At 38.2% G+C, this 20744-nt stretch carries 14 protein-coding genes and 3 pseudogenes; 7 read left to right on the forward strand and 10 right to left on the reverse strand.

Annotated features, from left to right (window positions below):
• Window positions 1-256 precede the first annotated feature (256 nt).
• Window positions 257-892: a universal stress protein gene (locus H6G69_RS29705; protein WP_242072231.1), complete on the reverse strand. Its 636-nt coding sequence runs from the start codon at window positions 890-892 to the stop codon at window positions 257-259.
• A 104-nt stretch (window positions 893-996) separates the two neighbouring features.
• On the opposite strand from H6G69_RS29705, the gene H6G69_RS29710 reads away from it, so the two are divergent.
• On the forward strand, window positions 997-2559 hold the full coding sequence (locus tag H6G69_RS29710) for a sodium:proton antiporter (protein ID WP_190692711.1): 1563 nt from the start codon (window positions 997-999) through the stop codon (window positions 2557-2559).
• Window positions 2560-2688: 129 nt separating this feature from the next.
• On the opposite strand, the gene H6G69_RS29715 is transcribed toward H6G69_RS29710, so the two are convergent.
• Together H6G69_RS29715 and H6G69_RS29720 are read right to left on the reverse strand one after the other, a co-directional pair.
• On the reverse strand, window positions 2689-3948 hold the full coding sequence (locus H6G69_RS29715; RefSeq protein ID WP_190692712.1) for a cell wall metabolism sensor histidine kinase WalK: 1260 nt from the start codon (window positions 3946-3948) through the stop codon (window positions 2689-2691).
• Between the two features lie 23 nt (window positions 3949-3971).
• A complete protein-coding gene (locus H6G69_RS29720; RefSeq protein WP_190692713.1) occupies window positions 3972-4676 on the reverse strand; it encodes a response regulator transcription factor in 705 nt (234 codons plus the stop codon).
• A gap of 260 nt (window positions 4677-4936) precedes the next feature.
• On the opposite strand from H6G69_RS29720, the gene H6G69_RS29725 reads away from it, so the two are divergent.
• The 4 genes from H6G69_RS29725 (at window position 4937) to H6G69_RS29740 (ending at window position 7609) form a co-directional block, all read left to right on the forward strand.
• The gene (locus H6G69_RS29725) at window positions 4937-5524 is read left to right on the forward strand and encodes a hypothetical protein (RefSeq protein WP_190692714.1); all 588 of its coding nucleotides are present in this window, start codon (window positions 4937-4939) and stop codon (window positions 5522-5524) included.
• Window positions 5525-5828: 304 nt separating this feature from the next.
• The gene (locus tag H6G69_RS29730; RefSeq protein ID WP_190692715.1) at window positions 5829-6266 is read left to right on the forward strand and encodes a hypothetical protein; all 438 of its coding nucleotides are present in this window, start codon (window positions 5829-5831) and stop codon (window positions 6264-6266) included.
• A gap of 17 nt (window positions 6267-6283) precedes the next feature.
• Window positions 6284-6622 (forward strand): phage holin family protein, encoded by a 339-nt coding sequence (locus H6G69_RS29735; RefSeq protein WP_190692716.1) that lies wholly within the window; start codon window positions 6284-6286, stop codon window positions 6620-6622.
• Between the two features lie 177 nt (window positions 6623-6799).
• On the forward strand, window positions 6800-7609 hold the full coding sequence (locus H6G69_RS29740; RefSeq protein ID WP_242072232.1) for a superoxide dismutase: 810 nt from the start codon (window positions 6800-6802) through the stop codon (window positions 7607-7609).
• Between the two features lie 158 nt (window positions 7610-7767).
• Here the strand turns inward: H6G69_RS29740 and H6G69_RS29745 are convergent.
• The 6 genes and pseudogenes from H6G69_RS29745 to H6G69_RS29770 all read right to left on the reverse strand — a co-directional run.
• Window positions 7768-8025: pseudogene (locus H6G69_RS29745) on the reverse strand (SDR family NAD(P)-dependent oxidoreductase); the annotation flags it as partial.
• 18 nt (window positions 8026-8043) lie between these two features.
• On the reverse strand, window positions 8044-9285 hold the full coding sequence (locus H6G69_RS29750; protein WP_190692717.1) for a sorbosone dehydrogenase family protein: 1242 nt from the start codon (window positions 9283-9285) through the stop codon (window positions 8044-8046).
• Window positions 9286-9310: 25 nt separating this feature from the next.
• Window positions 9311-10678 (reverse strand): annotated as a pseudogene (locus H6G69_RS29755) (glycoside hydrolase 100 family protein).
• Window positions 10679-10983: 305 nt separating this feature from the next.
• Complete coding sequence (locus H6G69_RS29760; RefSeq protein WP_242072233.1) at window positions 10984-11838, reverse strand: hypothetical protein; 855 nt, start codon at window positions 11836-11838, stop codon at window positions 10984-10986.
• 230 nt (window positions 11839-12068) lie between these two features.
• Window positions 12069-12596: pseudogene (locus tag H6G69_RS29765) on the reverse strand (DUF389 domain-containing protein); the annotation flags it as partial.
• Window positions 12557-13825 (reverse strand): sorbosone dehydrogenase family protein, encoded by a 1269-nt coding sequence (locus H6G69_RS29770; RefSeq protein WP_190692718.1) that lies wholly within the window; start codon window positions 13823-13825, stop codon window positions 12557-12559. The gene H6G69_RS29770 and the pseudogene H6G69_RS29765, both read right to left, overlap by 40 nt.
• Before the next feature lie 229 nt (window positions 13826-14054).
• Here H6G69_RS29770 and H6G69_RS29775 point away from each other — a divergent pair, with 229 nt between their 5' ends.
• Window positions 14055-15602 carry an iron uptake porin gene (locus H6G69_RS29775; RefSeq protein ID WP_190692719.1) on the forward strand — a complete coding sequence of 516 codons (1548 nt, stop codon included), beginning with the start codon at window positions 14055-14057 and terminating at the stop codon, window positions 15600-15602.
• Window positions 15603-15846: 244 nt separating this feature from the next.
• Complete coding sequence (locus H6G69_RS29780; RefSeq protein ID WP_242072234.1) at window positions 15847-17520, forward strand: mechanosensitive ion channel family protein; 1674 nt, start codon at window positions 15847-15849, stop codon at window positions 17518-17520.
• Window positions 17521-18013: 493 nt separating this feature from the next.
• On the opposite strand, the gene H6G69_RS29785 is transcribed toward H6G69_RS29780, so the two are convergent.
• Window positions 18014-20725 carry a cation-transporting P-type ATPase gene (locus tag H6G69_RS29785; protein ID WP_190692720.1) on the reverse strand — a complete coding sequence of 904 codons (2712 nt, stop codon included), beginning with the start codon at window positions 20723-20725 and terminating at the stop codon, window positions 18014-18016.
• Window positions 20726-20744: the final 19 nt, after the last annotated feature.

Consider the following 20744-nt stretch of genomic DNA (forward strand, 5'->3'; position numbering starts at 1 on the left):
GACTTCTAGCTGTGAAAAACTAAATCGTAATAGTTAAATCATTTTGATATTCTTAACTTTACGCCACTCTGGATAGTAATAATTACCTAGTAATCAAGAAAAAAATTTTTGTATACATAGAAATTCTTCTATGGTTTTTAGATCACTGACACTACGAAGCCATTGCAAAGTATAATAAATGCTTGCTATGCAAAATGATCAGTTGTGAGTAAAAAAAAGGCTCTTTTATTTATTGCTGTACCAATGGATATCAGAATTAGCCACGCTGGGCGGGAAAAAAGAGGACTGGATACCAGCTATAACGCAATAATTCGGCTGCAAAACTGGAAACCAACCATTCTTGAATTTTACCTATGGTTGCAGAAGACACGGCGATCGCGCTAATATCATCTGTCGCAGCCGCCTTTAAAACCTCGCTAATAGAGTGTCCTTCTCTAACTTCTGTCTCTGTATGTAAATTAACAGCCTCTAAATCAGCTTTGATGCGAGATAAGCTTTGTTGAGCTTGCTGTGGTTGTATTCTCTGTGATACTTCTTGACGACCAGTACCTTCTAATACCCAACAAAGCTTGCATTGTTGTAGATATCTATCAGATTGTTGTTGAGCGAATTGCTTGACTTGCTGGACTACATAATCTGCTGCTGGAGTTCCATTGTAAGGAATTAACAAAGAGCGGAGAAGATGTTGACAACGCAGCGTTAATTCCTCGCCCGTATAAGTAGAGATTAATTGTGGGCGCAGTACAAGTAAAGGAATCTTTGTTTGGCGTGATAAGTCAACCATTGTACTACCCACAAGTTTTTCCGTGAGTAAGCTACGACTTTGAGAAAAGGTAAAAAATCTTGCCTCAAGTTTGACATAAATCAGCGTTTCTCCTTGACGTTGAATCAATCGTTAAATAATCATGTTTCGATAATCAAAATCTGATATTTAGGCGATGTCAGATAAATATATTCCTCAGAGAATAAGTAGATAATTCTACGAGATAGTGACTTATGGTACTTGAATCAGCAATTAGTGAAGAAGCGATCGCCACGAATCTCAAGCAGTTTCTTTTGGTACTTTCAGTTTCTTTGGGTGTAGCAACCTTACCCCAAATATTTAGTTGGTTTCGCCAAATCCCTTATACATTACTTTTGGTAATTGTTGGCTTAGGATTGGCCGTTGTCGATGTGCGTTTAGTTGTCCTCTCTCCTGCCTTAATCTTATCCATCTTTTTACCGCCCCTATTATTTGAAGCTGCATGGAATTTAAAATGGTCAGATTTACAGAAAGATTTTGTCCCAATTTGTTTATATGCAGTGTTTGGGGTGGTTATCTCAATTGTTGGAGTCGCACTTGGCTTAAATCAATTGGCTGGAATTTCGTTAACTACAGCCTTACTCATCGGTGCGAGTCTCAGTGCTACTGACCCCGTTTCTGTTACTGCTTTGTTTCGGGAATTAGGCGTAGGTAGCCGTCTTGTTACTCTTATGGAGGGAGAAAGCCTATTTAATGATGGTATGGCAGTAGTGGCCTTTGGTGTTTTGGTGGCTTTGCCTTTAGGAAATGCCGAATTAGGCTTTCAACCGATTTTATTACAATTTTTCCAAGTGGTAGGCATTGGTGTAGCAGTAGGTTGTTTAATTGGCTTTGCAATTTCCTACCTTACCCAACGGTTTGACTTACCCTTAGTAGAACAGTCTTTAACCTTGGTATCTGCCTACGGTACTTATTTGATTACCGAAGATTTGGGAGGTTCCGGTGTAATTGGCGTTGTTACCACAGGTTTAATATTAGGTAACTTTGGTTCGCGTATCGGGATGAATCCTCGCACGCGGATTATTGTCTCTGAGTTTTGGGAATTTCTAGCCTTTTTCGTCAATTCCATCGTTTTTCTGCTGATTGGCGACCAAATACGCTTTGCCAGCTTGGGAGAAAATCTGCAAATTATTGCCCTCACAGTAGCAGCAATGATTTTAATGCGCGCAGTTGCACTATTAGTTTTGAGCAAATTGAGCGGTATCATCACTCAATCAGAAATTTCCTTACCTGAGCAAACTATTTTGTGGTGGGGTGGCTTACGTGGCTCAGTCTCAATTGCTCTAGCATTAAGTGTACCAACAATACTGCCAGATAGAGAAATAATTATTGCTACTGTTTTTGGAGTAGTTTTATTTACTCTACTTGTTCAGGGATTAACTATTAAACCTCTGTTAGAAAAGCTCAATTTACTTGGCGATGCACCTTTACGCGAACATTATTTACAATTGGTAGCTCGTAATGTTGCTTTAGAAAGAGTGTTGCAACATCTTCAAATAGAAAAACGTCCTGGTATCGACTCAGAATTTATTCGTTATCAAACAAAATTAATCTCAGGCGAAATTGAACAAGTGAAAACTCAAATTGATACATTACACAGTGAATATCCTAATCTGCAAAACTTTACTACAGAACAATTTCGGGATGAATTATTAGCAATAGAAGCGGATACCTATGCAGAATTTGTCAAGTCTGGTCGATTAAATAAGGAACTGGTTCCTATACTAGAGGATGTTTTACAGTCTAGAATAGACTAGTTCAGCTTACAGCATTTTTCATCTAGATGAGGTACATTTTTCTAGCCTCTAGCCCCTAGTCTCTACCCTCTCTCCTCTTGAAAGGAGTAATAAACAAAACTGAGAAACGCTGTAAAAATTATTGGGGGCTTATTTTAAAGGTAGAACAATTTGTAAAGTTGTACCTTGATTAAAGATACTCTTAATACTAATCTTGCCCCCGTGAGATTGAACTATTTGTTGAACTATCGATAGTCCCAAACCAAACCCTCCAGTTTTCCGAGAACGCTTTTTATCTACTCGATAAAAGCGTTCAAAAATATGTGGTAAATCATCTTCAGGGATACCAACACCGTTATCTATAACTTGAATAACAGCCCAATGTGATTGTGTAAATAACTCTAAATTAACTAGACCATCAGCAGGAGTATATTTACACGCATTATTTAGTAAATTGGTAATTGCTTGGCGAAGTAAATTAGCATCACCAAGCACATTTATACTATTGTTTGGTAGTGTAAAAATTAAGCTTAGATGTTGTGCATCTGGGTGTGTGGCATAATCTTCTTTTATCTGAAAAAGTAATTTATTTAAGTTAACTTCTTGTAAGAATTCAGTAGGCAATTTGCCTTGATAACGTGCTAAAAATAATAAATCATTTACCAGGGTACTCATTGACTTGGCAATGTCAAAAATCTTGTGAAAACGTTGACGCTGCACATCTGAATCAGTAGATTTAGACAAAAAGCCGTATTGAGCATTACTAATAATTGCTGTTAAAGGCGATCGCAATTCGTGAGAAGCATCAGCAGTAAATCTTTGCAGATAATCGTAACTTTGGCGAATTGGCTGCATTGCTAGTCCTCCCAACCACCAACCAGTCAGCGCAACTACACCTAAGGTAATAGGTACGGAAATTGCCAAAACCATACGGAATTCCGCTAAAGCACTTTCCGCAGAAGTCATTGGCATTGCTGCTTGCAAATAACCAATTAGCACACCATGTTGATAAACAGGCAATGTTATCTGACGCAGCCAGATGCTATCAGTTTTGATGGTATCAAATCCGCTAGATATTGCCAGGCGATCGCTCATCAACCCACCAAAAAATTGTACCAGTTGTTTCTGCTCATCATACCAACCGGCATAAACTAGTTCGCTATCCGGCAATGGTTGTACCCTACTCCCCAATAATGGTACGTGTTCTAAATCTAATTGCTGTTCACCATTGTGCATTTCTAACTTGACATTCGCAGCCATCACACTGATTTTTTTATAAAGTAATCTATCCAGTGCTTCTAACTCATCTAAAACTTCTAAATAATAAACTATTGCCGCAAACCCAATTAAAATACTCCCCATTGCTAGGGTGAACCAACTTGCAAGATTGCGACGGCTGCGATTAAACATAATTAGTCATTGGTCATTTGTCATTAGTTATTATTTATATTTGTACTAACATTTGATTCTTGTGGAGTTAGGCGATAACCCATACCATAAACCGTTTTAATCCAGTCGTCTGCACCTAATAACTGCAAACGTTGGCGCAACTTCCGAACTAGGACAGTTAAAGCATTGCTTTCTGGTTCCATACCACATTCCCACAAAGCGTCTTCAATCTGAGTGCGAGTCAAAACCTGATTAGGGTGACGCATCAAATATTCTAGTAATTGCGCTTCACGGGGAGATAATTCTACTTTTATCTGATTTCTTTCGATATTTAATTCGGCTAAATACAATTGTAAGTCTGCTATTTGTAAACTATCTCCTTGCCAATTAGGAACTCTTCTTCCTAAAGCGCGTACCCTTGCCAAAAGTTCGACTAAATCAGCAGGTTTAACTAAATAATCATCTGCTCCTGCATCTAAACCCATAACTTTGTCGGGTGTAGTATCTTTAGCAGTTAACATCAATATGGGTGCGCTTTTACCAGCAAGACGATACTGACGACACAAACTCAACCCACTTATTGTGGGTAACATCCAGTCAACAATTAATAGATCGTAATCTTTTTGGGAAATCAACCACTGTGCAATTTCCCCATCTTCCGCAGCATCAACAATATATCCAGCTTCAGACAGAATACCTTGTAGTGGTTCTAATTGTTCAAAATCATCTTCGACTAGTAAAATTCGCATAAAAATTTTGAGCGTTAAACCTTATAATCAAGCTACTCAAAGCCCTTAAATATTAAAAATTAAAAATAGATTTATATCTTCTATCTAGGTTTAGATTTTATGACTTAGTTGATTCAGATATGTCTAAACTTATATCTATCTATAGATGGTTGCAAAAAGTACTAATTTGTTATTTCTATTTATTCACCACCTTCTCTTGTCTGCTTTTACAAGTATTTCCTTTATCAAGTAGAGTTATAAAAAAATAAGAATTTATAATTATGCCTAATTTGAGTTACCAATTTTTATTGTTTTTCTTCTCTTTATTATTTGTTGGGATTGCTTTTTGGACTGGGGGAGATTTGCTAACAAAGCAATTATTCAGCTTTTCTTACAGGACACTAGACAAGGTGCAAGTTGAGACACTTCCCCAAGTGATGCTAAACCTAGATTTTAAGATAATTGATATGGAAATATATCCAGAAGAGAAGTTTACTCAAGTTAAGATTAAAACAGGAAATTCTATGCTGAAAAGATTAGAGTTAGAAATTCCTAATTCTAGTTATGCAGAAGTGGCGATCGTCAAAGAATTAAAGCTATACCCTCAACTTAAACAACTTCAGCGCAATCAACAGATAAAGCTAAAGATTCCCCTAGATTTAATGGCTATTAAAGCCACTGTTGAAAAACAGCAAGGATATAGCTTTGTTGAAGTTATAACTTTTAATCATGCTTTAAAAAAGTTAGATTTTGAGCTACCAACTGTTGAAATTAATGTGCTAGAAGCAATGATTACTCAATTACTTAACTTATCGGCGGAAGATGTGAGAAAGCTTGTTAGTTATCAAGTTAAACATCAAACTAAATAAAACATACAAACCGAAAAAGCTAATAAAATTATGACAATCTCAACTATGTAGTTAAGAATACGTAGCAAAAAATACTATTGTTCATCTTTAGATAGGCAAGCTAATGCTCTCCTCTTTATAAATAAATCTACTCTTTTAACTAGAAATTCTTTTTGATTACTATTGTCACTTTCTGTTCACATTCTTTTTGTATATTGCATATAAAAGGCATTATTTTTATATTTGCCTTGAATTAAACACAATATTTGGTAATAAAATAAATTCTATTTTCTACTTCCATTTAGATAGATAAAACTGAGATTTTATGCTAAAAAATGAAATTACAGGTCAATACCTGGCAGAAAACTTAAAATACTATTTAAACTGGATGGACTCAAGCTCATCTAGTCAAACTTTAAATATAGAAAATAATGATAGCACAAATTTCAGTACAAATAAGGCAAGTAATCTCACAACTTTAGACCCAACTTTAATTGTTGCTCCTATTGTTTTATTAGTGATGAGTGGAATAGTTATTTTTCATAAGCTCAAGCTTTATCATCAGGCTAAAAACCTCAAAACTTTAGATTACTCTCCCTGTAAAAGCTGCCATTACTTTTTAAACAGCATCTATTTAAAGTGTGCTGTAAATCCTGATGTTGTGTTTACAAAAGCAGCAGTTAATTGTCGTGATTACGAGCCGTTAAAACATAGCAAAAAAAATCGTTTTCTCAGTTTTCAGAGTCGCAGTAAATTTAACTAAAAAATGTAGGAATGATTATGATAGGTTTAATCATGACTTGGTTAGTAACTACTGTTAGTTTTTTGATTATTGCTAGGCTACCATTTTTAGGTATAGAAATAGACAGTTTTAGTAAAGCAGCTATTTCTGCAATAGTTTTTGGAATTTTGAATGCAATTTTGCTACCTGTTCTAACCTTTTTTACCTTTCCTTTTATTATCTTGACTTTGGGATTATTTTTCTTTGTTTTAAATGCCATTATCTTTGGATTGTCGGCTTTAATTGTCCCAGGTTTTAGATTACGTTACGGTTTGTGGAGTGCTTTGCTTGGTTCTATTACTTTAGCAATTATTAACTCAGTTCTATTAAGGATATAGGACTCATATTTGATTTCTGAAAAACCAAATTGGCTAGAAGCTTGCCATACAAAGGTTCGTTTCTCAGTATACTTAGCAATATTCAAGTACGATTCCTATAGTTGCGCCAATTACCTAAATAATGCAACAATCTGAGTGAATTTTGTCGGATATATAACTAGTAAGAAGAACTTAGTCATGAAATTATTTCTTAAGCAACCAGTTATTTGGTTTTGCATGGGAATGTTGCTCATATCTACTCTATTTGCTTGCCAACCTCAACAAGTAGCAGAATCACCCCCAATTCCTACTGCAACTCCTGTACAAACATCTGCACCTGCTACAAATACACGCCCTGTAGCTTATCTCGATCGCCAGTTAAGCACAAATCCTGCCGAGTTAGCACCATTACCTTATGCTTATAATGCCTTAGAAAAGGCAATTGACGCAGAAACAATGAAACTGCATCACGACAAGCATCATGCAGCTTATGTCAATAACCTCAACAATGCTTTAAAAAAATATCGGCAACTACAAAAGAGTAGTGTGGAAGCTTTACTCCTGGATTTGAATAGCATCCCTGAAGATATCAGAACAACAGTACGTAACAATGGTGGTGGTCATCTTAACCATACAATCTTTTGGCAAATCATGAGTCCTAAAGGTGGCGGAGAACCAACAGGAGAAATCGCCCAAGAAATTAACCAAACTTTTGGTAGTTTTGAAGCTTTTAGAAAACAGTTTAATGCAGCAGGAGGCGATCGCTTTGGTAGTGGTTGGGTTTGGTTAGTCCGAAACGCCCAAGGTCAATTGCAAATTACCAGTACACCCAATCAAGATAATCCCATTTCCGAAGGCTCGTATCCGATTATGGGTAATGATGTCTGGGAACACGCTTATTATCTGAGATATCAAAATCGTCGTGCTGATTATTTAAATAATTGGTGGAATGTCGTCAACTGGACGGAAATTAACAGACGCGCCCAAGCTTCACGTCAAAAAACTTAGAGGCATTGGTTTACAATAATTTCCTCACTCCTTTCTATAACAACAAAAAGGGTGAGGATAAAATTCAGAGGATATATTGCAAGTATGACAGCACTACAATCATCTATCTCAAGCAGACCAAGCTTCTCTAAAGTCAGCGTAGAGTGTTAGTCCACCGTCAAAATATCAATGCTGCCCCATTTATCAACTACGGTATTGACCATTTCTACAACGTCTTCTTCTTTGGAGACATCGCCTTGTATGAGTAGAGATTGAACACCGCAGTTATTGACATCGCCACAGGCTTTTTGCATAGCGATTTCTTCTGTGTCTTCCGCAGCTTCCGGGCTTTTGCGGTAATTAATGGCGATATTGCAACCTTCCTGCGCTAGGCGAATGGCGATCGCTTGTCCAATCCCCGAACTAGCACCTGTAATTAGAGCATTTTTTCCTTTTTATTGTGTAATCCGAAGAATTTTGTCTTGCTGTGATGGGCAATCTCCTCGACCATCACAGTTACTCGTTGTCACATATAATTCGCCATCTGGCCCCATAACCGCCTCTCGCAGCCGTCCATATTTACCTTGCAAATACACTTCATGGCGCGACACTTTTTGCGGGGATTTAGGGTCGAAAATCACACGCTGCAAGTTTTCCGAACGGAGAGTGGCGATAATTAAACTACCCTTCCACTCAGGTATAGAATTGCCAGTATAAATTGCTGTGCCACCAGGAGGTAAAGCCTCCCGCCAAACAATCGAAGGAGTCACAAGCCCTTCTCCTGATTCACAACGGTAGATAGTAGGCCAACCGAGGTTGTCACCTGCTCTTGCTACACTGACTTCATCATGTCCTCTTCTACCCAAATCACCGCTAGGGCCGTGGTCTGTCACCCATAACGTTGATTTATCACGCCAGTCAAACCCTTGAGTATTGCGAATCCCAGTGATATATACAGGGCTTTTTTCAAATGGGTTGTCTGGCGGTACTTGTCCGTCAGGAGTCACACGCAAAATTTTACCTGCGAGGCTATTAATATCTTGGGAACTTGGCGGTTCCCCGGCATCACCAGTCCCAACATAAAGCATTCCATCGGGGCCAAAGCGGATGCGCCCTCCGTTGTGGTATTGCGCTACAGGAATATTGTCAACAATTACCCTATCTCGTGAAGCACTGAGTCCGTCGCCAGATAGCCGCCATCGTTCAACACGATTTACCTGTGACCCATTTCTATCAGCAGTATAGTAAACGTAAAAAAATCGGTTGTCGGCAAAGTTGGGATGAGTTGCAATGCCAAGCAAACCATCTTCACCGCTATCAGTCACATCGATTGTAGCTACTGGCTTGGAAACGAGTTTACCACCCCGTACAAGGCGAACTCGTCCAGGCCGTTCAGTAACTAACATATCTCGATTTGGCAAAAAAGCAATTCCCCAAGGTACTTCTAAACCTGTTACTACTTCTTCAGCGCGCAGATTTACCTTTCCTTGCGAACCAAAGCCATTTTTTACTAAATTACACGCTTGATTGTTAGTAGGAGTTTGTTGGCTAACTGGTTGGGCTGTTTGTGTTTCTTGAGTGTTGCTGTTGGCAGACTCAGTTGTGGGTACGTTGCAAGCAGAAAGTCCTAATAATACCATGCCAAAAAGTAATTTTTTAGCAAGAGGGTTTCTCAACTTCAAATATTTGATAACCATTAGTTCTTTATCCAATCTTTTCAATTTATTCAATCTCAAAACTGAGTAATGTTAAATGGCTAGGATTAGCAATTAACTCTTTTGCTACTAAGAATGCTCCAATAGTCCAGGCTTGATATTTTCTTGATTGCTTACCAATTAATCTAGCATTCTTCCCATCATAATATTCTGGCCAGCCATCTTGATATAAACGATTTTCTGCGATTTCAATTGCTTTGTGAGCAATTTCTAAACGATTAGTTTTTATGGCTGCTGCTGTTAGTAGCCATAATAAAACAGGCCAACTACCCCCATTATGATAAGACCAAGGTGTATTTTTTGGGTCACTACCAGTAATAATTTCCCACTCTATCCCTTCTAGTGCTGGATAACAAAGTTTCATTGGCATATATCCAATTAAATCCTGCCAACGTTTTTCAATGAGATTCATAATTTTTTGAGATTCTTCATCACTAGCTAAAGAAGTAACAATTGCCATGAGATTTCCCAAAGCAAAGAAACGAAAATCCATACGTCCAGGGCCAAGATTACCTGCTAAATAACCGCCATCATCTGGTAGCCATTCGGTTAGCTAATCAGGTATTGAACCAGGATAAATATTGAATATGTTAGCTACTTCTTTACCAAATTCATCACCTTTAAAGCGATAAATTTCATTTAAACGATTTAAATCAATCCAGTAATATTCGCGTAGATGATAGGTAAGCGGTGCTAAACGTTGAGTGACACTATTAGAGCAGGAAATGTTATCATCATGTGGTAGCAAAAGTTCTCTGGCTGCACGTAAAGCCGCGTAAAACAACACTTGAATTTCAAGAGGATGTTCGTAAACGCCCATACGACGATCAATCATAAAAGCACCATCGGGAACTAGCATTGTTGGATACATAGCAAACCGATGGGCGAGACACATCTCTAAAATTAATTTTATTCCCTGTTGAAACTCGCTTTGATGAGCAAGGGCGATATCGCCTGTAGCTTTGACATAAGCTCGTAATAAGATAGTCCACCACAAGCAAGAATCAACAGGCGGAACTCTGGCGATCGCTTGTTCACCAAAATCAGCAGTTAAACACTCTTCGCCATCTTTTACTACTACTTTAAAACTAGCTGGCATTAGTCCTGGCCCTGGCTTAAAAGAGTCCATTTGTGGTTCATGACTCTGTAAATGTAGAGTTTCAATCAAGAAATTGCGAACAATTTCTGGTTCACCTTTCATCAAAAAAGCCATTGCTGATGAAACAAAATCACGGATGAAACATTGGTCATAATTTAGTGCGTCTGACCCTGCTTCTAAGGCTGCTACTGTGCCAACTGGACGACCTTGATAATAAACAATTGACTTTTCAATTAATGTCCAAGCTTCTGTAATTAAATCGGTTTTTGTATTCATTGGTGTAAACTCCTAAATATTTTGGGTTGGAATTATAGTGATTTCTTGTTAAGTGAGGTATAGATTTAATGTTTTTAAACGCAGAGTGACGCAGAGATTTTTTAAATTGATTAGTGATATACTCAATTCCTCAGCAGATTACTAGGTTTTTAACGCTGCTTTGTGTATTTGTTTCTGCTGGAATTGGGCGATATTGTAACCAAGCGAATAAAGCAGCAGTACCCAGGAAAATGAAGGTTATTGTTGCTACTACTTGCAGCATGATACTGTAACGCATAAAAATTGTTTAGTTGGTGATAACTTAGTTAAACAAGGTTGTAATGTTCCATGTGAATATTAGTAACTGGCACTTCTAAATCATGTAAAGCTCTCTCTACTTGATCCATCATTTTCGGCACAGCACAGATAAAGTAATTGCGGGTTGCAGGACGTTTAGGAATGTAGCGTTTTAGCAGTTCCTGATCGACATATCCAGTTTCTCCTGACCGATCTTCTGGAGGTTCTTTTAGAACGTGAATTACTGTTAAGTCTAATTTGTCTTTTAAGGCTGCAATTTCTTCTCGATAAGTTATATCTTCCCAAGTTTTACTGGCATAAATTAAGAGTAGGGGACGCTCATCTTTACGTTCTGCTAAGGTAAACAGCATACTAATAATTGGTGTGATGCCTATCCCGCCAGCAATAAAGACAAATCCAGCAGTATTCTCATAGCGGTCTGTGGTGAAAACTCCATAAGGGCCATCTAAAAAGGCTTTAGTACCAGGTTTGACATCCTTAATTGTTTTTGTGAAGTCGCCTAAAGCCTTGATACCAAATTCAATGCGATCGCATTTTTCGGCACTAGAAGCAAAATAAAATGGATGTTCCCGCATTCTAAAAGGTGAAATTTCCAGGGTTATCCAAGCAAATTGACCTGGTTGAAAATGGATTCCTCCGTGTCCTCTAGGACGCAAAACTAAATTCCAGACATTACCTCTTTGGGGAATTACAGCTTCTACCAAATAAGGTTTTTTCTGCATAAAATAAGGTTTAACCAAGCGAACATAAATCAATAACCACAACGATACTATTGCAATTCCAGTCCAGATAACTGCTTTCCAAAATAACCCTAAATAATTACCTACACCAATTACAGGATTTTTCATCAATAAGCTTCTCATCAGCCCATACCTCCTAGCTTTGTTGTTGCAATAGAGATTACGTTAGCCACACAGCACTCCCACCTTCTGGAGACTCGCTTAATTGACAATTAATTCACTTTTAAAATGGAAAATATTCTGGCGATTATTAGAGCTTCGCCAACAATTTCCTTATACTCTGCTATATATTTAGTATTTGTGATAAATGTTAATAGAAAGTGACAAATTACTACGACATTACTAATTTTTGCTCATTTAGAATCGTCTGTACTGATGCCTCGAACTTCCTCTATTTCACCAACTTCAAAAATTAAGGTAAAATGTTGACCCATTTCTTTTCTTAAAAATCTTTCTAAAAGTGTCACTTGTGTTGGTGTTATAGGTTCTTTTGTACGTACACTCAAACGGACTTCTGGCGGATTAGTCAACCAATTTACATCACTATTGAGCAATACCATCCGTTGAAAGGTAACAGTTCTATTCACTAATGCTTGTCTCAAACTTACTGACAGTCTAGCTTGTCTAATTAATTGATAAAAGCTGATAGTTAAGGGAATAAAAAGTATTATTGTTAAAGCTAACGTCCATATAAGGGCTTTTTTAGCACGTTTAAATGAAGCGCAACCTGTTACTAAAAACGTCAGCATACAAGAAAGAGTGATTCCTAATAAATTGGTCAGATAAAGTAAAGATGCACCAAAACTCAATGACCAATTTAATTGCGATAAACCTAAACCAATTACACAAACTGGTGGCATGAGTGCAACTGCGATCGCTGACTACGTTGACTAGATGATTTTTTGTCACCCACATAGGACACACGATAAATCACCCCGTTGGTATCGTCGGTGAATAATAGTGAACCGTCTGGTGCTGTAGCTAACCCTACTGGTCTGCCAAACTGTGCTTTTCCGTCTTGTCTTAAGAAGCCCGTAACAAAGTCTTCAAATCCTACAGGTTTGCCATTCTCGAAACGCAAACGCACAACTTTATACCCCACGGGTGGGTTACGGTTCCAAGAACCCCGCATCGTAACAAAAACATCGTTACGATACTGGGCGGGAAACTGGGAAGCAGTATAAAAAACAAAATCCAAGGGCGCGCTATGGGCTGTATAAGTAAGTAAGGGAGGTTCGGTTTTTTTACAGTATTCTTCCTTACTCATGCCGTCTGGGTTGCCTTGGAGGTAGACATCAGGACGGCGATCGCCCCAACAAAATGGCCAGCCATAATCTGCATCTTTTTTAATCAAGTTCAATTCTTCTGGTGGTTGATCGTTACCTCGCCAGTCTGAACCGTGATCCATTCCCCAAAGTTCTTTCGTTTGAGGATGCCAAGCAAAACCGATAGTATTTCGCAATCCCTTGGCGTAGATAGTCCGTTTTTTACCATTGGGTTGGACTTGCAATAGGGTAGCGTGTTCATCATTTGGCTCGTCACAAGCGTTACACGTGCTACCTACAGAAAGATAAAGCAATCCATCAGGGCCAAAGCCAATAGTCCGATTAGGGTGTTGTCCGGCATCAGGTATATCACTGATTAAGGTCTGGATTTTACCCTCTTTACCATTGGATAGTAAGTCAGTAGCATATAAATGTGTATCAGTAACAAAATACAGACGATTTCTATTGATAGTAATGCCGTTAACGAATTTTAGTCCTGATGCAACGGTACGTCTTTGGTTAGCGCGTCCATCTTTGTTGGTGTCTGTTAAAGCTATCACATCACCTTGTTCACGCCGAGTCACATAGATTGTACCGTTGGGTGCAACTGCTAAGTTACGAGGATTACCTAAATCTTGAGCAAATATGTTGATTTCAAAGCCAGGAGGTAGGCGCAACTCTTTCATTAGAGATTCATTGAACTTCAACCTTTCGGGAGTCGCTAAGTAACCTTCTACGCGTTCGATTCTTTGCTGTTGGGGTTGTTGAGAACTTGCAGGAACAGCAAGTCCCAATGCTAAAGCACATCCCATTAAGAGATATTTTGGTTTTGTGATGAATTTCATTAGTAAAGCCTGACAGTATTGGATGGCACTCAGGATTGCTCTTTTTAACTGAAGATTGAGGAGCTTACACGAGTAAAATTACACCTTTACTTAGGCAGTCACATCTAACTAATGAAATACAATCATTAATTTGTATCTGACTTCAGAAATATATCTATTGGCAGAGTCAACTAATAGATGAAACTGAGAGAATCTAGGCGCAATATCTAAATATTATTATCTTATTTGAGTGCTACGCAGTTTTTTAGCCATTAAACCTTTAATTTTATTGACTGCCTTAGCGGTATTTTTGCCTGTGCCAGTATTTGCAGCGACAGAAGAAGCAATAACGGCGGAAATTACTTCAGTGTCTCGGTTATCCGACGTAGAACCAACAGATTGGGAAATAATAGCGTTGCGATCGCTAATTGAGCGTTATGGTTGCATTACAGGATACTCTGATAATACTTATCAAGGCAATGTCTCTCTAACTCGTAATGAATTTGCCGCCGCATTAAATACTTGCATCAACGCCCTTAACCAACAACTAGAAAATCAATTTCAACTAACACAAGCAGAAATCGCCACTATTCAACGTCTGCAAACAGAGTTTACAACAGAATTAACTATAGTCCAAAGTCGTCTAACTGCGTTGGAGGAAAATACAAAAAATTTACAGTCTCAACAATTTTCCCCCACAATGAAATTAGGTGGTTCCTTTGTTGCTGTTGTTAGTGGACTCACCGGAGACAGGGCTGATGGTAATCCCGATACGGAAATCGATTCAAATATTGCCTTTAATTATCGCACTCGTTTAAATTTAACTACTAGCTTTTCCGGCAGAGATAGATTGCTAATCCGGCTGCAATCTTCTAATAGAGTACCTAATTTTAACGGTGCTTCGGCAACAGATATGACACGCCTTTCTTTTGAAGTTGGCAACACTAACGATAATTTGACTGTAAATTTGTTGGAATATCGTTTTCCTGTAGGAGAAAAACTCAACTTCTACTTATTTGCTAATGCGACATCTCACCATTACTACACCAATGTTTTAAATCCTTATTTTGCTAGTTTTGGTGGTGCGAAAGGTTCTCCTTCTCGCTTTTTAGAACGTAATCCTATCTATCGCATTGGATTTATTAGTCCGGCTGGTGTCGTTGCTAGTTATAGATTTAACCCAGATACGCGTTTAGATGTCGGATATTTAGCTGAAAATAGCAACAATACTGATGCAGGATTGTTTGGCGGAACCTACAGTGCTTTAGCACAGTTTACTTTTAAACCTACACAAAATTTAGACTTAAGTTTTACCTATCTGCATCATTATTCTCCTGATGGAAATCTATTACATCGCACAGGTAGTAATTTTGCTAATCTTCCCTTTGGGATAGGCGTACCATTAACATCAAATTCTTATGGTGTACAAGCTTTATGGAGAGTTACACCCAAAGTAGCGGTGAGTAGTTGGTTAGGATATATGACAGCTAACCGAGTTGATTGTGTGAGTGGTAATGCAGATATTATTAACTATGCTGTTAATTTAGCTTTTCCTGATTTATTTACTAAAAATGCTGTAGGCGGATTAGGTTTAGGAATGCCACCTAAAACTATTAATAACACAATTGCTTCTCGTCAAGATACAGGTACAGGTTTACATTTAGAAGCATTTTATCAATATCATTTAACAGAAAATATTACTCTAATTCTGGGAGTTATTTATTTAACTAATCCTAATCATAATCATCTGAATAAAGATATTTTTGTCGGGACATTTAGAACAGTATTTAACTTTTAGGAATATCAGACTTTTGTTGCTATTCAATCAAACTTTTTATTACAGCATTTTTGACATAGATGAGGTAAATTTTCTAGTCGCTCTCCCCCCTTGAAAGGTGTACTGCACCAAACTGAAAAAGGCTGTAATAATCATTAAAAACCAAATTTTTCCTACTTTGGATATAAATATTGGCAAAACTATCGGTAGATGTGAAAACTTTAAATTTATGTAATATTCATAAGTTATTATTCAATATAGTGTTATGAATAGCTTTCATCGCTTTCAGAAAGCAATTGTCATCTTAGTAGCTGTTTTAATTATGAGTGTAGGATGGCTTGTAAATACTGAAATGTTGGTGCAATCTCAATCTAGACCAACTGCTGATATTACCGTAGATGGTCGCCATTTATTTGAGTTATCACAAGCAGGACAATTTAGTGCAGAAAGTCGTGCTGCTGATGCTAATTTAATTTTAAAACAAGCAGTTCGTTCGCCAGAAAATTTCAAAGTAGAGATTGTAGAAACTAATCAATTACCTGTAATTCTGGTAAACAATCGTCACTTATTAACGGTGACGCAAGAAGATACTTTTACTGGGAGAACAAAACAAGAACAAGCACAAATTTGGGCGCAACGCATTAGAGAAGCTGTAGAACAAGGACAAGCAGAACGCAGTTTAAGCTATTTTTGGCGGTCAATATTACTGGTAGGTTTATCTATATTAAGCGCGATCGCTCTGCATTTGCTTTTGGGTTGGGTGTGGCGTTATTGGCTACGGCGGCTAGTTCCAACCCAAGCGCATCATCCCGAAACAGGAGCGCAACCCCAAGGAATTGAGCTATTTTTAAAATTGACGTTGTTTGTAGTGCAATCGCTTTTATGGATAGGAACAGCTATCTATATTACTGACTTATTCCCCTTAACAAGAGAATGGAGTAGAGAGATTGTTAATATTCTCTGGATGAGCTTAATTTCACCTGTAATTACAATTGGTGGAAGCTCTTATTCTGTTATCAGTATAATTATTTTAATCAGCTTATTTTTTGGGGTATTAGCTATTGCTGGGACTTTAACAAATTTGCTGCGATCGCGTGTATTACGGATGACAAATGTTAGTCGTGGTGTACAAGAATCAATCGCTATTGCTATTAATTACAGTCTGATTTTTATCGGAATAGTTATATTACTACAAATTTGGGGTTTAGACATCAGTTCCTTAGCAATAGTAGCCAGCGTCTTTGGTGTAGCGATCGGCTTTGGCTTACAGGGAGTGGCTAAAGAATTAGTTAGCGGTTTTGTCATTACATTTGAACGTTCTATTGAAATTGGCGACTTTGTAGAGATTGGCGAATTTAAAGGAACAGTCGAGCGTTTGAATGCACGTAGCACTCATCTCCACACGTTGGATGACACAGTAGTAATTGTGCCAAACTCTCGTTTATTGGATACAGAAGTAGTAAATTGGAATCATCGTGGTTCAACATCTCGTATAGTATTACCCTTGCGGGTTGCTTATGGCGCGAGTATTAATACTATACGCTCTGCATTACTAGAAGTCGCAAATGCAAATCATGATATATTAAAAAAACCACATCCTACTGTTTGGTTTCAAGGATATGGAGAAGATTTCTTAAATTTTCAGCTATTAGTTTGGATTTCTAAACCCCGCCAACAATTTCAAATTAAGAGCGATTTATATTTTCAGATTGATGAGATTTTTAGACAAAAAAACATTAATGTTCCTTTACCCCAACGTTCTCTACATTTGCGTACTGGTAGCTTACCATTAGAACTTTCTCCAGATTTAGAGAATTCTTTATCACAGCTTTTAGACAGTTTAACTACTTTGTCAAAAAGCCAGTTACCCAAAGATACTACCAAGGGTGTTAATAATTCATATTTAAAAAACCAGAGTAAAAAAATGGGTGCAGATTAATATTTAATCTGGCGTTGCTAAACAGCAATAACGTCAGAGTTAAAACAATAAAACTCAAAAATTTGCCTTTAGCTAAGGTTTTATTTAAACGTTCTATAATTATGAAATAGCGAGTTGATAAATACTTTCAACTTCAAGCTATACAAAGTTATAAAATTATTGGTTAATTCAAGGTTAAATTAATTGGTTTATTTATCTAAACTAGAAATATCTAACTTTTTATATAAATACAATAGCAGATAGTTTTACTATCATCATACCTAATACCAATTTAATGTGAAGTTGCACATATCTAGATCCCCCTAAATCCCCCTTAAAAAGGGGGACTTTGATTCTTTTCCCCCCTTTTTTAAGGGGGGCTAGGGGGGATCGAATTCTATGCAGCTTCATAAAGAATTGGTATAAGAGTTATTATTCCTTTAGATGGTGCGTATATTTTTCGTTTCCCAAAAGCTGAAGTTCTCACTTTAGTCCCCTTGGAACACCTGCTATCTTAATCAAGAGGGTCAAAGCGGTTGACTAATGAGGCTACTAAAATCATTGGTAAACCAACAAGCAAGCAAATTAACCATTGATTTAAAGCCAGTGGTGCAGTTGAAAATAAACTATTCATCACGTTCCACTGACTGAAAATTATCTGTAAAACTATCGTTGTAGCAATGCCTATTGCAATAGCTGAAGCATCGCTGAATTTTTGACGAGTTCCTCGCAGTTGATTAATTAAAGCTGTGCCTAATTGACTAATACTTAAAAGATAAAACAGTCTACCAGATACTAAAGCTTGAATTGCCATTGTTCTGGCTAAATCTATATTGCCTGTGGTCTGTCTAATCCATTCAAATACACCAAAAATTAATATCCAGTTAAAAATAGAAATTGCCACAATTCGCTTGACTAGACTCTTAGAAAGTAGAGGTTCGCGGGGGCTACGCGGTAGCTGTTGCATTACCCGTGGAGATTTTGGCTCAAAGGCTAAAGGTACAGTCATAGCAATGGAGTTAACCATATTCAGCCATAAAACTTGTAAGGATAAAATTGGTAATTCTCTGGCAAACACTACACTAATTAAAATTGTCATCGACTCGCCACCATTAACAGGTAGGATAAAGGCGATCGCTTTTAATAAATTGCGATAAACAGTCCGTCCTTCTTCAACGGCGGCTTCTATAGAGGCAAAGTTATCATCGGTCAAAATCATATCGGCGGCTTCTTTAGCAACCTCTGTACCTGCACCTCCCATCGCAATACCAATATCAGCTTGTCTTAATGCTGGTGCATCGTTCACACCATCACCTGTCATGGCTACTATTTCACCTTTAGATTGCAAGGCTTCTACGATGCGGAGTTTCTGTTCTGGTGCAACACGAGCAAACACCGCCCCATTTTCTATGGCTGTAGCTAGTTCTGATTGCTCCATTTGAGCTAGTTGAGTGCCTGTAAATGCCAGCACTTCACCATTTTTATTAAAGCCCATACGCTCGGCGATCGCTCTTGCTGTCACAGCATGGTCGCCTGTAATCATTTTGACTTGAATTCCTGCATTTTGACAGGCTTCTACTGCCTTAATTGCTTCGGCTCTGGGAGGATCAATCATTCCTTGTAATCCCAGAAAAATTAAGCCTGTTTCGATATCTGCATGGTCAAGAGATTTTTGAGTATTGGGTACAATTTTTTTCGCAAAAGCTAGCACCCGTAAACCAAATTGTGCCATCACATCAACTTCTTGATGTATGGTTTTGGCATCAATAGCAGCTAAATTTCTCTTAGCATCTAACATCTGATGACAACGTTGAAGAATTGCTTCGACAGAACCCTTAACGTAAATCGTTCCACCTCTATGCAAAGTTGCCATGTATTGGAACTCAGACTCAAACGGGATAACATCTAACCTAGTCATCTGCGCTTCTAAGACATGGCGATGCAGTCCAACTTTATCGGCAGCAGTTATCAATGCTCCTTCTGTCGGATCTCCCACAACCTGCCATTGTCCATCTTTGTGTTCTAGACGCGAATCATTACATAACAATCCGGCTTGCAGACATTCTGCTAAAACAGGGAAATTCTGCCAGTCTATTGGCTGTTCTTCTAATAAGATTTCTCCTTCGGGAGCGTAACCTGTACCTGTGACTGTATATTGTTCTCCACCTGTATAAATGGCTTGTACAGTCATCTGGTTTTCGGTTAGCGTTCCAGTTTTATCAGCGCAAATAACTGTAGCACCGCCCAAAGTTTCCACGGCTGGTAATTTGCGAACGATCGCATGACGGCGTGCCATACGAGAAACCCCAATGGCTAATGTTACAGTTACTACTGCTGGCAATCCTTCAGGAATCGCACTCACAGCAAAAGCCACCGCCGCTTCAAACATTCCCGCCCAAGAATTGCCATAAGCCAGCCCAACAGCAAACGTCAGTGCAGCTATACCCAAAATAATGTATAGCAAGGTGCGGCTGAATTTATCAAATTTGCGAGTTAAGGGAGTTTTCAGGCTCGTTCCTTGTTCAATCAGTTGGGAAATCCGCCCGGTTTCTGTCGCTTCGCCAATGGCTACGACAATCCCTTTACCAGTGCCAAATGTGACAAAGCTGCCAGCATAAGCCATGTTAGCGCGTTCTGCTAAAGCTGCATCTGCATCAATGGTTTGGGTATTTTTTTCAATCGCAACTGACTCACCCGTAAGTGCTGATTCATTAACTTGGAGATTACGAGATTGTATCAGACGTAAATCGGCTGGAACTTTATCGCCAGAAACCAGTAAGACTACATCCCCCGGTACTAACTCTGTAGAAGGAACTTGTACCTTTTGACCGTTGCGGAGGATAGTTGCATTGGTTTTGACTGAAGAGGCTAAAGCTGCGATCGCACTTTCGGCTTTTGATTCTTGAATAAAGCCGATAATGGCATTAATCAAGGTTACACCCCAAATCACCCAAGCATTTACCCATTGTCCAATTAAAGCTTTAATGGCACCCGCAATCAGCAGAATATACAGTAAAGGTTGGTTAAACTGCAATAAAAATCTTAATATGGGATTTGTGCCAGATTTACCCTTAAGTTCGTTAGCACCGTAACGTTCTCTTCGTTTTGCTACCTCATCTGAGGTTAAACCTGTCTCTATATTTGTGTTTAAATTCTGCGCTACCCTCGATGCAGCTAGATTATGCCATTGCTGTTGCTGGATGATTTCTTCAGATGTTACTGCCATTTTCTTCGCTTCCAGATTA

The sequence above is a fragment of the Nostoc sp. FACHB-110 genome (genome assembly GCF_014697425.1).
In the GTDB taxonomy this organism is placed as follows: domain Bacteria; phylum Cyanobacteriota; class Cyanobacteriia; order Cyanobacteriales; family Nostocaceae; genus Nostoc_B.